At 45.8% G+C, this 14,816-nt stretch carries 10 protein-coding genes and 2 pseudogenes; 6 read left to right on the forward strand and 6 right to left on the reverse strand.

Translation table 11 applies throughout. From position 1 onward, the window contains the following. From JQC92_RS17855 to JQC92_RS17865, 3 genes and pseudogenes are all read right to left on the reverse strand, one after another. Positions 1–1,700, reverse strand: a 1,700-nt coding sequence (locus JQC92_RS17855; RefSeq protein ID WP_205000913.1) for a hypothetical protein, incomplete at its 3' end; no start/stop codon positions are given. Positions 1,701–1,962: 262 nt separating this feature from the next. Then, positions 1,963–4,320, reverse strand: coding sequence for an ankyrin repeat domain-containing protein (locus tag JQC92_RS17860; RefSeq protein ID WP_205000914.1), 2,358 nt, complete (start codon positions 4,318–4,320; stop codon positions 1,963–1,965). Positions 4,321–4,534: 214 nt separating this feature from the next. Next, positions 4,535–4,672, reverse strand: a pseudogene (locus tag JQC92_RS17865) (IS256 family transposase); the annotation flags it as partial. Positions 4,673–4,850: 178 nt separating this feature from the next. Between JQC92_RS17865 and gmtY the strand changes: the two are divergent. The 6 genes from gmtY (at position 4,851) to JQC92_RS17895 (ending at position 13,114) form a co-directional block, all read left to right on the forward strand. After that, positions 4,851–6,308 carry a gamma-mobile-trio recombinase GmtY gene (gene gmtY, locus JQC92_RS17870; RefSeq protein WP_205000915.1) on the forward strand — a complete coding sequence of 486 codons (1,458 nt, stop codon included), beginning with the start codon at positions 4,851–4,853 and terminating at the stop codon, positions 6,306–6,308. Continuing rightward, a complete protein-coding gene (gene gmtZ, locus JQC92_RS17875) occupies positions 6,308–8,974 on the forward strand; it encodes a gamma-mobile-trio integrase GmtZ (protein WP_205000916.1) in 2,667 nt (888 codons plus the stop codon). The genes gmtY and gmtZ overlap by 1 nt, the downstream gene beginning before the upstream one ends. After that, positions 8,974–9,651, forward strand: a complete 678-nt coding sequence (gene gmtX, locus JQC92_RS17880; RefSeq protein WP_205000917.1) for a gamma-mobile-trio protein GmtX — start codon at positions 8,974–8,976, stop codon at positions 9,649–9,651. The genes gmtZ and gmtX overlap by 1 nt, the downstream gene beginning before the upstream one ends. Further along, positions 9,651–10,088 carry a VPA1267 family protein gene (locus JQC92_RS17885; RefSeq protein ID WP_205000918.1) on the forward strand — a complete coding sequence of 146 codons (438 nt, stop codon included), beginning with the start codon at positions 9,651–9,653 and terminating at the stop codon, positions 10,086–10,088. The genes gmtX and JQC92_RS17885 overlap by 1 nt, the downstream gene beginning before the upstream one ends. Then, positions 10,085–12,250 (forward strand): AAA family ATPase, encoded by a 2,166-nt coding sequence (locus tag JQC92_RS17890; protein ID WP_205000919.1) that lies wholly within the window; start codon positions 10,085–10,087, stop codon positions 12,248–12,250. Before JQC92_RS17885 ends, JQC92_RS17890 begins: the two co-directional genes overlap by 4 nt. Before the next feature lie 477 nt (positions 12,251–12,727). Beyond that, a complete protein-coding gene (locus JQC92_RS17895; protein ID WP_239480624.1) occupies positions 12,728–13,114 on the forward strand; it encodes a DUF4844 domain-containing protein in 387 nt (128 codons plus the stop codon). Positions 13,115–13,727: 613 nt separating this feature from the next. Here the strand turns inward: JQC92_RS17895 and JQC92_RS17900 are convergent. From JQC92_RS17900 to JQC92_RS17910, 3 genes and pseudogenes are all read right to left on the reverse strand, one after another. Continuing rightward, positions 13,728–13,988, reverse strand: a complete 261-nt coding sequence (locus JQC92_RS17900; protein WP_205000921.1) for a hypothetical protein — start codon at positions 13,986–13,988, stop codon at positions 13,728–13,730. 26 nt (positions 13,989–14,014) lie between these two features. Beyond that, a pseudogene (locus JQC92_RS17905) lies at positions 14,015–14,582 on the reverse strand (transposase); the annotation flags it as partial. Positions 14,583–14,596: 14 nt separating this feature from the next. Continuing rightward, positions 14,597–14,816 (reverse strand): transposase (locus tag JQC92_RS17910; RefSeq protein WP_205000922.1); only part of this gene is annotated, 220 nt, incomplete at its 5' end.

A 14,816-nucleotide genomic window follows, 5' to 3' on the forward strand; every position in this document is an offset into this window, starting at 1 on the left:
AGCCTTGTCAGACACAAGTTACGTCCATCTTTCAGATGATTATCGTTGAAGAATGCCTTCAGTGCCGTTGGTGTGGGCAGACCTTTTTCGCAACACATACTGGCCACCGCAGCCAGCTTTGTCTTGCACAAGCGGCCGTTATCACCTTTTAAATACTCAGCAGTGAAGAATGCTTTCATTGCCGCTGTCGTGGGCAGACCTTTTTGGCGGCACATACTGGCCACCGCAGCCAGCTTTGTCTTGCACAAGCGGCCGTTATCACCTTTTAAATACTCAGCAGTGAAGAATGTGTTCAGCGCCTCTGCCGTAGGCAGACCTTTTTGGCAGCGCATACTGGCCACCGCCTTCAGCCTTGTCAGGCACAAGTTACGTCCATCTTTCAGATGATTATCGTTGAAGAATGCTTCCAGTGTCGTTGGTGTGGGCAGACCTTTTAGGCCGCACATACTGGCCACCGCCTTCAGCTTTGTCAGGCACAAGCAGCCGTTATCATCTTTTAAATACTCAGCAGTGAAGAATGTGTTCAGCGCCTCTGCCATGGGCAGACCTTTTTGACGGCACATACTGGCCACCGCAGCCAGCTTTGTCAGGCACAAGCGGCCGTTTCCATCTTTTAAATGCTCATCTTTGAAGAATGTGTTCAGCGCCTCTGGTGTGGGCAGACCTTTTTGGCAGCACATACTGGCCACCGCAGCCAGCTTTGTCTTGCACAAGCGGCCGTTATCACCTTTTAAATACTCAGCAGTGAAGAATGTGTTCAGCGCCTCTGCCATGGGCAGACCTTTTTTGCGGCACATACTGGCCACCGCAGCCAGCTTTATCTTGCACAAGCGGCCGTTATCACCTTTTAAATACTCAGCAGTGAAGAATTCCTCCAGTGCCGTTGGTGTGGGCAGACCTTTTTGGCAGCACATACTGGCCACCGCCTTCAGCTTTGTCAGGCACAAGCGGCCGTTATCATCTTTTAAATACTCAGCAGTGAAGAATGCCTCCAGTGCCGTTGATGTGGGCAGACCTTTTTGGCAGCACATACTGGCCACCGCAGCCAGCTTTGTCTTGCACAAGCGGCCGTTTTCATCTTTTAAATGCTCATCTTTGAAGAATGCTTCCAGTGCCGTTGGTGTGGGCAGACCTTTTTGGCGGCACATCGACATAACGTACGATAATTGAGGATGTTTAGCTATACACTCAATATCATTGTCGGATAGGTTTGCAAAGGCTGTTATTGCGCGTTTATTATCTTTAAATAGACCTTCAAACGCCGTCAGCTTTACCTTGCCAGTTGTTATAAATGTTATAGCCTTCTTGATGGTTTCAGGTTCTCGTTGGTCAGGAAGTTGAGTAAATAAAGGTTTGAGTTCTTTTTTAAGCTTTTCTGTATCTAAAACCAAATTCTCTCGCTTGCTATTCTGCCGCTTTTCCTGGGAGCTAGGGGGAGCTCCTGCCTCTGAAGCCAGTTTCACTCGCTTGGTCTTCTGCCGATTTTTCTGGGAGCTAGGGGGGACTCTTGGTCTTTTGTTTCCCCGCTTCAAAACGTCACCTTGTAATGCCTCATGAAAGCACTCGTATGAAGCTGGGGACTTACTCGATTTCACCGTAAAAGTCTTGTCGTTGGTGTTAATCGAGTCGCTTGGGGAAACCATGGGTGATGGAGAATACTTCTGGGCGCTCTGAGCTAAAGTGCGGTCAAGTGAGTACATAAATTCCTCCTGATTACCCACAAAGCCCAGTCATCTTTAAGAGCTTTTTAGGCAAAAGTGGCATTCTTACTGCTATGATGAATCTCGGCAGTATATCTTCTTCTAGCTGAAACCTTGGTTTGAGTGTTTTTTAGGCTGCAAAGATGCGACAGAATCGTTTTACTCACTGGCAGCCTAATTGTGTTTAAAAATCAGTGTTCCTGTGTTTAATTTCGAAGATGCGACAGAACCCCTAATGATCATATTTGTTTAGACTCATTTGTTAATTGGAAAATACTCTATCGAGTCTTTTCTTTAGAGAAGAAGGCAATGGCAGGCTAGCGATTTGTTCAGGTAATGCTTGTTCTTTTCCATTAGATTTGATTGCTGTAGTCACTGTGTTTTCGGCTAGTATTTCGAGAGTAGGAATAAGGGAAGCTGGATGGGATTTTATGGGTGAGTGTATCAGCGTGACGATGCGTTGCGTGACACAAGATAATTCAAGGATTTTATGTTTAATTTGAATTTGAAACCTAGGCTCTGGGTGTCTTTTGGTTTTCTTAGGCTCATCATCCCATTCTACTGTTGCATCAGCACCGTACATTAACAGGTTTTCCATTGTTTCTATGAGTTCCCGTACTTCTTCTTCGCTCTTTGTTGTGCTCTTCATTAACCGTTCAACAATGTATTTTATTGGTTTTAATGGAGATGTCTTATTGAAAGGGTTTGGATTCGCATCGTATTCCAAGAGCAGAAGATTAACAACCTTAAGATGCCCCTGACTGGCAGCAGCTACTAACGGCGTCCAGTACATCTTTTCATCGAGTTCATCAGGCTTTGTAGGGTCGGTTTTGACCATATTTATAGCAGCGATATGCGGATTGGCGTTGTTTTCTAGAAGTAGTTTCACCATACCGAGAGGTTCTTTAGTTGCTTTTATGACGGCGATGAGCGGGGTGTTGCCGTTGTTGTTAGCGGCGTTGATGTCAGCGCCCTGCTCCACTAGGTACTGTACGGTTGCGGTCTGGCCGTTGGCGGCAGCGACGATGAGCGGGGTGTCGCCGTTGTTGTTAGGGGTATTGATGTCAGCGCCCTGCTCCACTAGGTGCTGTACGGTTGCGGTCTGGCCGTAGGCGGCAGCGACGACGAGCAGGGTGTTGCCGTTGTTGTTGTTAGGGGTGTTGATGTCAGCGCCCTGCTCCACTAGGTACTGTACGGTTGCGGTCTGGCCGTAGGCGGCAGCGACGATGAGCGGGGTGTTGCCGTTGTTGTTGTTAGGGGTGTTGATGTCAGCGCCCTGCTCCACTAGGTACTGTACGGTCTCTAAATGGCCGTAGGCGGCAGCGGCGATGAGCGGGGTGTCGGCAGTGTTGTCAGGGGTGCTGATGTCAGCGCCCTGCTCCACTAGGTACTGTACGGTCTCTAAATGGCCGTTGGCGGCAGCGACGATGAGCGGGGTGTCGCCAGTTTTGTTGTTAGGGGTGTTGATGTCAGCGCCCAGCTTCACTGGGTACTGTACGAGGTACTGTACGGTCTCTAAATGGCCGTTGGCGGCAGCGACGATGAGCGGGGTGTCGCCGTTGTTGTTAGGGGTATTGATGTCAGCGCGCTGCTCCACTAGGTACTGTACGAGGTACTGTACGGTCTCTAAATGGCCGTTGGCGGCAGCGACGATGAGCGGGGTGTTGCCGTTGTTGTTGTTAGGGGTGTTGATGTCAGCGCCCTGCTCCACTAGGTACTGTACGGTTGCGGTCTGGCCGTTGGCGGCAGCGACGATGAGCGGGGTGTTGCCATTGTTGTTGTTAGGGGTGTTGATGTCAGCGCCCTGCTCCACTAGGTACTGTACGGTCTCTAAATGGCCGTAGGCGGCAGTGACGATGAGCGGGGTGTCGCCAGTGTTGTTGTTAGGGGTGTTTATGTCAGCGCCCAGCTTCAAGAGGCGTTGTACAGTTGCGGTCTGGCCGTAGGCGGCAGCGGCGATGAGCGGGGTGTCGCCGTTGTTGTTAGGGGTGTTGATGTCAGCGCGCTGCTCCACTAGGTACTGTACGAGGTACTGTAGGGTCTCTAAATGGCCGTTGGCGGCAGCGACGATGAACGGGGTGTCGCCAGTTTTGTTGTTAGGGGTGTTGATGTCAGCGCCCAGGTTCAAGAGGCGTTGTATGGTTGCGGTCTGGCCGTTGGCGGCAGCGACGATGAGCGGGGTGTCGCCGTTGTTGTTAGGGGTATTGATGTCAGCGCCCTGCTCCACTAGGTACTGTACGGTTGCGGTCTGGCCGTTGGCGGCAGCGGCGATGAGCGGGGTGTTGCCGTTGTTGTTAGGGGTGCTGATGTCAGCGCCTTTCGCTCGCTTAGTATTCTGCCGCTTTTCCTGGGAGCTAGGTGGAGCTCCTGCCTCTGAAGCCAGTTTCGCTCGCTTGGTATTCTGCCGATTTCCCTGGGAGCTAGGGGGGGCTATTGGTCTTTTGTTTCCCCGCTTCAAAACGTCACCTTGTGATGCCTCATGAAAGCACTCGTATGAAGCTGGGGACATACTCGATTTCACTGTAAAAGTCTTGTCGTTGGTGTTAATCGAGTCGCTTGGGGAAACCATGGGTGATGGAGAATACTTCTGGTGAGCTAAAGTGCGGTCAAGTGATTGCATAAATTCCTCCTGATTACCCACAAAGCCCAGTCATCTTTAAGAGCTTTTTAGGCAAAAGTGACATTCTTACTGCTATTGCTATGTAGATGAATCTCGGCAGTATATCTTCTAGCTGAAACCTTGGTTTGAGTGTTTTTTAGGCTGCAAAGATGCGACAGAACCTTCACTTTATCATCAGGCAGGACCCTGTAAATAATTCTGTGTAACTACCATTTTAAAGATGATCTTTTAAGCGATCCTCAAATTCAATGATAAAACGATTCATAGCTGCTTTCCAGTTATGGATCGGCATTGACCATTTTTTTGAAGCTGAACGTATCGCTAAATAAACTACTTTTTTAGCTAATTCATCTTGCAGTTGTAACCGCTCAATGCGCACAGCGACTTATATCCCCGCCCGATTGATATATATAGTAACTTAAAGGGTGTATATTGTGTATTAAGGCGGAGAAATCTGCCTTTTTATTGCACAGTTTGCATTATAGATATATAGTAAATTATGTGTACATTGTGTATAAGGGAATCATGGTTTGTCATCAGTAAAAATCAGAGCGACGATTGTAGAGGACAATACGGGCATCAAAAGCCAACTGCCTATCTTGCTAACTGAGCAAGGAGAGTTAAGTATGGTCACGGACTACCTACTCAAGTTAGAGGCAGACGGTGTGAGTAACTCCGTAATGAATGGATTTCTTCAAGCCGTGTCCTTGTTGCTGGATTATATGGAAGCAAATAGAGGATTGTTTGACGATCCGAAGTTGCTCTTCCAGACCTTTTCTAAGCGGTTGTATACAGGAACGATAGGTGAGGATGGACTTGACCCTTCTGGTTTATATTGGGTGCCAAGCTCAACCAGTAACGTGAATAAGCATATTCATCGATTAACGGCATTCACCGATTGGTTGGCAAAAAAACAAGGCACTACGCCGATGAACCCTTTGCGCGATGCTACCCCTCATGAGCAGCGATTGAATTACGCCGCATGGTTTCGAAAAAACCAGAATGATTTTCTCGGTCATATCGAAGATAAAACCGTTAACAAAACCATCCGCAAGGCGCGAACCATCAAGGGGCGCACACCACTCACCAAAACCGAAGATGACGCTATCGCCTTTCCTGAAAAGCATTGGGAAAATTTTTATATGAACGGCATCGGTGGCACGAGCGACCCACGAGTGGCACTCAGGGACAAATTAATACTCCTGCTTATGCACGGTGGCGGGTTACGGGAAAGTGAGGCTTTAACGCTTTGGGTCACAGATGTGCTTGAAGATCCCTACAACCCAGATAGCGCAATCGTTCGAATTTATAATGAAGTCGATGGCAAAGCGCCAAGTGACCCTGAAGTTCGCTCTAAAAATCAGAATAGAGAAACGTACTTAAAAGAAAAGTATGCGCGTATCCCTCGCCAGCGCATGAAAGGTACAGCTCATCTTGGCTGGAAGAATCGTGTGGTTGACCATAAAGACAACTACATACAGGTTCAGTGGTTTTCAACCGACTATGGCAAAGTGTTTATGTCACTTTGGAAAAACTATCAAAAGTACCGCGCCAGCATCGACTGTCACCACCCTTATGCGTTTATTTCGTTTCATCACAGTGCCTTCGGCAACCCTTACACCATCAACGCTTTCCATGATAACTACGCCAACGGCTTGAAGCGTGTAGGCTTAGCGCCGAACAAGGCAGAAGGTTTAGATCCCCACGGACATCGACATAATTACGGCAGACGGTTAGAGCGTTCAGGGCTGAACCCCTTAGTGATTAGACGCTGTATGCACCATAAATCCCTAGAGTCACAAATCCCCTACACAGGTAAAGGTCAGCAAGAAATCTCTGACGAACTGACCCAAGCGACGTTGCAACTGGCTAACCCTGACTCCAAAGTCAAAGTGCTCGACTGGAAAACGTTGGTTGAGCATGGTTTTGAGGACATCGATTCGCAGGGTTACTTTACTGGCAAACATCCCAAATTGGGAGGTAAGTAATGGCGAATAAAGGCAAAAAACATGACGGACGTTCATCGGATTTAACCTTCTCTTGGATGTTGACCACACTTGGTGCGGAGTGGCAACAATGGCAGGAGTTAGCAGCAGAGTGGATGGCAGAGCAAACCGCAGGCATTGACCATAAACAAATAGCTTTGGCTCGCTTCTTCGAATCCTACATTAGAGCGCGCGCAAGCTATACAATAGGCGACATATCATTATTTTTTAAGGGACACCGAGGACACCAATGTTCTAGTGAAGAGCTGGAGACGTTGGTAAGAGAAACACAAAACTCTTCTAAAGCAATCCAATCAGGAGTAAACATCCCCTGTGACTTCATTGACTTTGTTGTCCAAAAGGTGTTTTCTGAAGAGGATGACAATGGCAAGTTAGTGTCATTGGTTGAAAACCCGCTGAGCAAAATCAAACGACAGGAATCACTAACCGAAACTGTACGCACCCCCCTGCCGTATCGCTATGTTCAAAATTTGCGCCAAATCCTCTGTCCGCTACCTGATAAAGCCGAACTCACCGTCATTGAACAAAACCTCAAGCAAGGTGAACCCCTGCTTCCCACTTATCACTATCGTCATTTCAAACACTGGACATGGGCGCAACAGCAGACAGGTCAACGTCTAGCAGGTAATGATGGTGATTGGTTTGAAGTTGAACCAGAACTGATTGATAAAACCGACCCCGACTGTGTATGGCGTACTAAAAAAATAACTCGCAAAGGCAATGAAATCATCCTTCACCAAATCTGGTCGCCCGTCAAAGCGATGGTGTTTTTCATGAAGCTCCATCTGCCACTGCGTACCTATCAGGTGCGGATGCTAGATAGCGGTGAAGCCGATACGTGGCGCTACGAGAATGGTTGTTGGGTAGAGAACACCCAACATGACTTTTCACTTGGCAGCGAAAAGCGCCCATTTGGTAAAGGTGTCTTCCGCCGCATTCACGACACAATGACTGGGTTGTATTCCACAGGTTTGTATATCAACACCAATAAGACCGCCGACCAAAACAAGGACGAACTAGAGCGTGGTTACATCATTCCGTGGCAAAATAATGAAGTATTGTACTGGATAGAGAAATTACGCAATTGGCAAGAAAAGTACAACCCAATTGATAAGCCAACCGACTGCACCACATTACTTACCAAGCACACTGATAAGAAAAAATCGAAAGCACAACTGGAAAGTATGGGGGAAATTTCATTTCTATTTCGAGAGGCCTCGGCAAAGGGGGATGATAGAACTAAACCCATTAGGGACGATGCGCTAGACCCTTTCTGGTATCAACTCCTCTTCGCTCTAGAAAATCAATTGGCTGAACGTGGTGATAGTCTCGATAACGGGGGAAGATTGAGGTTAGTTTCCGAGTATCTAGAGGATATACCTAAGTCGCGACGTTACAAAACTAGCTTTCCATTACACAGCTTGCGAGTCTCACTCATCACTGCCTATACGATGGATACCCAACTGCCATTACCTGTAATCTCTAAGCTATTGGCAGGGCATACGCGTCTATTGATGACCATCTACTACAACAAGATTACCCCGTCAGTGATGGCTGAAAAGATGGACGAAGCGCATGGTGAGTTGGATGCTAAATCTAAGCAATCAGTGCGCAACTTCCTTAAAGACGCCTCGATGGAGCAAATTCAATGCAAGATGGTGTATCACAGTGATGATAGCATTCAGGCGGCACTGGTTAACCGCAACCCGATTGGCTGGGAAGAGCGCTCATGCGGCTTATGCTTGGTCGGTGGCAACTCCGTGAAATCGGATGAAATCAGTACCCTTGGTGGTTGCTGGAATGGTGGTGAGTTAGTTAAAAACTCTAGCAACCCACACGCTAAAGTCTACAGCAGTGTACCCCATGGCTCTGAAAACTGTATCCGATGCCGCTGGTTTATCACTGAAGCACGATACCTACCTGCGCTTAATGCCCACTTCAATCAACTGAGCTACAAGGCGCATCAGGCTGCGAACCTATCCGTGGAGATTGAGGGTGAACTGGAAGCTTTAAAAGACGAACAATTCTTTTGTGAAGAGCAAGGTAAGCCGTTCATCAAGCACGACGAGCTGCAAGCTCTACAGCGTCGCTATGAAAAACAGCAAGTTGAAGCCGATGAATATACCAAAGACTGGATAGCGTGCTTTGAACTTATTCAGAAAATCATTCGTGTCGAAGAAGCCAGAAATGAGGATGACACCAAAGATAAACTGATTGCGGTTGGCTCTGAGCAAGATGTTAGCCATGCCTTGAAGTTTATCGAAACCGACTCAGAGTTACTGCACCTATCGCTGCTTTGTGATGATGCGGAGTTCTACCCTGATTTGCAGGACGAATTGCGTAAAACGCCTGCTATTGAAAAGCGTTCACGCAAGCTCAGTCGTGTGCTAATGAAAAAAGGCTTTGAGCCGATTTTCATGGAAATGGACGACAAACAACAGCTCATTGCCGCCAATGCCATGCTGCGCCAAATGGCAAAAATCGCTGACCCTGACGACAAACTTGAAGGCTACCGCAAGGTGGCTAACTATATCGAAGCGGGTGAATACCTGAACGATAACAAGCTGCTCTCTCAGGGTATTCATGCACTGACTGATAAAGCCATTAATCTAGATGGCATAGCACTACCGAACTTATTGGAGGACTAATGGAACTCGATATTGATGTTATTCTGGCTGACTTAAAAGAAGGCAAAGTGCCTCGCACGCAGCAAAACCTCGATAAGCTCAACGACACACTGAAAGCCTATGCGGAATCAGGTCAGCGTGATTTTTCCATCACGCAAATTGGACGGGTGTCTGCGGAAAATGGCGGATTGGCGTATGAGGCTTTGCGTGCTACCCGTAACAAGCACTACCGAACACTCATCGAAGCATGGGCGGCAAAGTACAATACCAATACCAAAAAACCGCTATCCAACACCTCACGGTCTAAATCCATCCCTGCGGATAATAAACTGTTAGAGCGCATCCCAGACCCTGCGGTACGCGCCTTGTTTGGTCAAATTATTGCCGAGCGTAACCGTTACCGCAAAGAGGTTAATTTGCTCAAGCAACACGCCAATATCACCATCGACAAACGCCCTGTGCGCCAGTTTGACACCACCGCAGAGCCAGGCGTGGAAGTGCTGCCATCCCTATCAGGCGTACTCACCGAATCAGAAAAAAGAGCCTTAGCGTATGCCATTTCTGATGAATGTATGGAAAAGAATGACTGGCAAACTACTCAGGCGGGTCAGGTAAAAGACATGGAATACAATAGCGAAGTATTCCCTAGAGGCTTTGTCACAGGGCTTCGCAAGCTATTGGGTGAGGTAGATGACTAATGGCAAGTGGGCAGCAGAAAGCGCAACAAAACCTTGAGGCATTTGAGGTCTGGAAAGCCACACAGACGGACGTTGAGTTTAAACAAATCGTGTTCAGAGGTCAGCTTAATCGTATTGAAGTGGCAAAGGGTATCGGTTGTGGCAAATCGGCGTTAAACCAAAATCCAGCCCTCAAAAAAGCACTTAAAGCCCTAGAGGGTGAGTTACGTGAGAGAGGTGTTCTGCCACCTCTTACGGACGCTGCCAAGAAGAATGCGGGCAAACCTCAAGCCTACGACAACACAGCAAATCGAAAGCTTCTCGATTCAAAGCGGGTGTCTTCATTAGAGGCTGAAAACATCGAGTTGAAAGCCAAGGTCAAGGAGCTTGAAAAGCGACTTGAGCGCTTTGGTGAGCTATCTGAAACCTTATCCGAAATGGGGTTGATGCCACGATGAATACCGCTTTGCATGAAGACCAAATGCATGTCACCAGTATCCCTTATCACTCGACCAAGATGGTGATATTCAGCGGTGTACCGCTGGCGAAAGACTCTTACAAAACCAATAGTGGGAAGTATTACGTCACCATCAAAGCCGCCCCCGATAGCATCCCTGTACTTCCAACGCTGGGTCAGCATTGGTCAGTCAGAGGTGCTCGACAGATAGAAAATATGGAGATGGGTGATTATGTAATGCAGCAGCACACGTATGAATCACCCAAGCATATTGAATGCACTTTACCCGAAACAGGTGAGCAACTGATACGATTTATCGCCAGAGAAAGTGACTTCAAGGGTATTGGCGAAAGCAAAGCTAGAGCGCTCTGGCAGCTCTTGGGTAAAGACTTCCATGCCACACTGAGAAATGACACTCCAGAGTCCAGAAAGCGTCTGACATCGATTTTGAATGAAGATTCTGTGAGAGCGCTCTTTAAGGGGTACGCCAAATATAAAAATCTGGCGTATTGCAACTGGATGAGTGAGCACAACATTCCCGCCAGTGTGCAGCAACGGCTGCTCAAGCATCACGGTGAAGCTTCCATAGAAGTAATTAAAGATAATCCTTATTCTTTGATGGGCTTTGGTCTTTCGTTCAGTGCCATTGAAAATATTATCAAGACAACGAACTTTAAGGGCGATGTTGCGAAGGGTGACCCAAGAAGGCTCAGCGCTGCTCTGGAATTTGCGATTCGCAAGGAGATTGAAAAAGGTCACACCTATACCACTCATTCCAATGTGCGCCCTGACCTCAACAAACTATTGAAAGACAAAATACTTGTTACTCAGGCGTTCCAATCAGGTCATGATAAAGCTCAGTATATTTTAAATCCCGACACAGGAGCCTACCATCCAACGGCGCAACTTCTGATGGAAAGTGTCGTTGCCAAGCGGCTAAATACACTGATTAAGCGAAATGACTTGTTTGATGAAAACGCCAATGCTGCGTATTGCTCTGCGGTTGCGGAGCTTCCCTACGAATTAACCCGCAAACAAATCGAAGCCGTAACAACGAGTCTGGATAATTCGGTAAGCTGTATTACGGGCGGTGCAGGAACAGGCAAGACAACGGTACTCCGAACGGCTCTCAGGGCTTACCATCAACTTGGGTTTGAAATACACGCCGTGGCGCTCAGTGGCCGCGCTGCAATGAGACTTCATGAGTCCATCGGTTTTGTTACCTCAACCATTGCCAAATTGCTGCGTGAAGACCCTATTGAACCCAGTGTCGATAAACCAAATCACCTACTGGTGATTGATGAGGCAAGCATGATTGACTTGCCAACCATGTATCGTCTTGTGAATCACATTCACCCCTCTGTACGATTGATATTCACTGGCGACCCCGACCAACTTCCACCAATCGGTTGTGGCAAGGTGTTGGCAGACATCGTTGAAGCAAAAACGGTGGCTAATACGATGTTAGATATCGTCAAGAGGCAGGAAGGTTCAACGGGTATCCCCGAATACTCAAAACTCATCAATCAAGGTGTGATGCCTGACCAATTAAGCACAGGTGCAATACACTTTCACGAAACCAGTAAAACAGACATTGCCAAAGTCTGTTGCGAGCTTTACCAACAGTGTCCTGAAAGCAGTCGTGTCATGGCTCCAACCAAGGCACTCGTATCAGAAATCAATAAACTCACCCAACAAGCCGTTAACCCAGATAGCACTAGCCTTGAGTTCGAAATCAATGGTGATAAGTTCTTTTTGCCACTTCGCATGAATGATGCGGTGTTATTTACGCAGAACCATTACGACAAAGGCATTCAGAACGGCTCACTTGGTATGCTAACCAACGCCAAACCTTCTGGTAATAGTTACGGTGAAGTGACGCTAGATACAGGTGAAAAGGTCGAGATAACACAATCCATTCTCGACTGCATGGAGTTGGGTTACGCAATCACCCTACATAAAGCTCAAGGGTCACAGTTTCCACGCATCATCATCGCTCTGCAAAACGGAAGAATAGTAGATAGAGCATGGCTCTATACGGCAATCACGAGAGCTGAAAGTGAAATCCATATAGTTGGCAGTAGTGATGACATGAAGCAGATCACCGAGGCACCTAGTCACTCTCATAAGCGGAATAGTTACCTAAAAGAACTATTGAGTTAGCAATTTCAAACTCGTTTATGCCCCTTTCCTTGTCAGGAACAACGACCCATAGCAATACTATTTCTAATGTTTACTCGTTAAAAATCATGTTTTTTGGAAAGACTATTTTATGACATAGCAGCCCCCTAATAATTAACTTTTATAGTGGTTCGTGCTATAAACTTGCTTCAAGTGCTGATGTAATAAAAATCACCATTTGTTAACTGACTTAAACCAGCCACCTTTCGTCAAGATAATATGTTCTTTTGTGACGTTAGCGGTGATTTAACCAGAAGTTACTTTCTGAAATGCATACAAGATACGTTATGGTAAATAACTTTGTGATGATAGGGCTTAGATAATGCATCAGCGTAGTTACGCTAAGGAAGCAATTAAAGTATTATATTTAAATGAATAAAAGGTTAGTGTAATGATATGGAATTCAGGACGTTACTATATTTATTAATATTTTTGGTTGGATGCTCAGGGAGAGAGGAGATGAAATTACCTAATGGTGAGAATGTAATAGATGCATTAGTACATTTAAAAGATGAAAAAAAGTACATTGAAGATGTTTCACGCTTTTATCCGGGAGCTCCGGATGAGGTAACTAGGTTAAAGGCTGAAGCTATCACAAATCTGATGATCTCGAGCTTAATATCTAAAACTAGAAGTGGAATAACAGAAAATGAATTCTGGATAGTCTTGGAACTTTGCGCAAGTTCAATGAAATTCATGGATTCTGAAGAGATGGAACGTTCTTTAGAGTATATGGAACAATTAATGGATATTTATGGGATAGAAAGCTCTGATGGTCGCCTGAGTGATTGGCGGTATGGTTTTAATCTTGAAGACTACACTAACAAGACTGTCAGCAAGGATTAATCCGCAGTCTATTTACCATAACTACCGTTGTGCGCATTTCTGTTGCAACAAGCCCTAAGTTATATTTTTAGGGCAAATCGTAGCTTTCAGCTATTTGATGTGCATAATTTGATTTTAGAGATACTTTTTCTAATCCAATCTATTGATTATGAACCGAAACTTAAACACGCTTCTGTCCAGAAACGTGTTTCAGCGGGTGGTCAAGAAAAATCATAAATGCCTAGCGAGTAGTGAGCTGTGCGAGCGTAAGGAGTGGCTTTATTATTTTACTTTACCATCATGTCCCTTAAATACCCTTTTGGCAGGGTGATGGTTTTCACGCAGTGATGCCATCGCCTTGCTAAGCCTTCAGGGATAAAAAGCGTACACACCAATATACATAGTGTGTACGCTTTAAATGTCACAAGAAGCATTGCCAGTAAAGGCTTGTCACTCACTCACGCGCAAATGAACATGGTTTTTACTGTATACTCCCTTGGGGCGAGGGTTTACGGCTTAATTGTTAAGTCATAAGCTCTATATAAAAAGGATAATAAGGCTTCAATTGAAGCCTTATGTTTATTGAGGATTAAATCCTACTGTCACTTTAGAATGATTCCTATGAGCCTTTTTTTTATTCTGTACTAACTGAGGTGGCGTCTTCTTGTTCAACTAAGGTGACATCACTAACTGAGATGAAGTCTTCTTGTTCAAGTGCTTTGGTGACGTCTTTTTGTTCAAGTATATCCCACTCTTCATGTCCCATAAATAAATCATGAATAGATTTTGCTACTTCCTCATGTTTTTTTAATTTTAGACCATAACCTGGTTCGTTATAGGCTTCTCTAGTTTTAGCCGATTGTAATATAGGTCTTATGCCGTCGGCGTTTTTCAAGACAGGTGTCACCCTTTGATTAAAACTTAAGCTACATTATTTGTCGATTTTTCTGTTGTATTTTCATTATCTGGATTTAACATTACATCACCAACGGGTTCGCAGTTTCGAATCTCACCTGACCACCTCATTGGCTTTTTAGCTCTTGCTTCTTAGAGTACCTTTTTACGGTTCATGAGCAGCACATTATCTTGTTTTTTTATGCCGTTCCATAGGAGTCACGAAGTTAAGCCGACTGTGCTTATGTTCGTTGTTGTACCAAGTCACAAAGTTCTCAACCCAGTCTTGGGTTTCTTCTAAACTTGAAAACCCTCTTTTAGGCCAGTCAGGTCGATACTTTAATGTCCTAAAAAGTGATTCAGAGTAAGGATTGTCGTTACTCACACTTGGGCGGCTCAATGATGCCGTTACACCTAGCTCTTCCAACTTTGCTTTCATGGTGTAGGATTTCATTGGTGCACCATTATCAGAGTGTAAAACCAACGGCGTGTTGAAACACTGCTCTTTGAGAATGCAACGCTGGATTAACTCTGCGGCCTTTTGACCGCACTCTTGTTAATGGACTTCATAGCCAACAATTTTACGGCTATAAATATACCTAAGTGAACTCAAGTTGCAGATGTGAGTGTTTGAAAGTTGTCAGTAATCCTACTCGTTAAAGTATCTGCAATTTCTGGAAGTTTTACATCAAAAAAGTAATTTATCCGTTCTCGAAATTCTTTCGCTGATGCGAAATATTCATTATTTCTTACATGCTCATTCATCACTTTCCAAAGCCGCTCAATTGGATTCAAATTGGGACTGTATGGTGGTAAGTAATGAAGCTCA

Source organism: Parashewanella hymeniacidonis (assembly GCF_016900895.1).
Taxonomy (GTDB): Bacteria; Pseudomonadota; Gammaproteobacteria; order Enterobacterales; family Shewanellaceae; genus Parashewanella; species Parashewanella hymeniacidonis.